Origin of the sequence: Gluconobacter sp. P5H9_a, from assembly GCF_018812085.1 — a bacterium.
In the GTDB taxonomy this organism is placed as follows: Bacteria; Pseudomonadota; Alphaproteobacteria; order Acetobacterales; family Acetobacteraceae; genus Gluconobacter.
In genome coordinates, this window is the sequence record NZ_JACRVW010000091.1 from 1 (window position 1) to 505 (window position 505).

Sequence of the window (505 nt, forward strand, 5' to 3'; positions counted from 1 at the left end):
TTTCGTGACCTGTCACATACCGAGCGAGGGGCCGTTGGATGATGCGCCGGACGCCTCACCCGGCCCGTCTCCTACACCGTTCCATTCTGGCGCATAGCCACGCTCAACAGCCTCTGACCATTCGGCCTCGAACTCAGATCGGGCGGACGGGGAAATGTATTGCAGAACCCCATTMACCATTTCCTCAAACTGCTGCGCCATGAAGCCTACCCTTTCCCCGACACTCTGAACGCAGGCTTGCAGCCGGTTCTTCCGGGCAACTGTCAGGCCCTCAGCTAACCACCAGCGCCAGTCCCCTGACGTGCTGACGTTATAGGTCGCCTCATTGCGCACCCATGCCCGCTTGATAGTGTCAAAGTCCTCTCGAAGTGCTGCAATCGCCTCAGCTTTTGCCTTCTCAATCGCTACTTCCGGCTCCTGTAGCGCTTGGCTTCGCTCCTCAACCGCCAGCGCAGCACTGGACACCTCTGCCAAGGCCTCCCGCACAGGCAGGGCAGTTAAACGC

General features: G+C 59.7%; 1 protein-coding gene. It reads right to left on the bottom strand.

Going from position 1 to position 505, the window contains the following annotated elements:
• Positions 1-12 precede the first annotated feature (12 nt).
• Positions 13-505: hypothetical protein (locus tag KP708_RS15630; RefSeq protein ID WP_215757278.1), on the bottom strand; the 493-nt coding region annotated here is incomplete at its 5' end.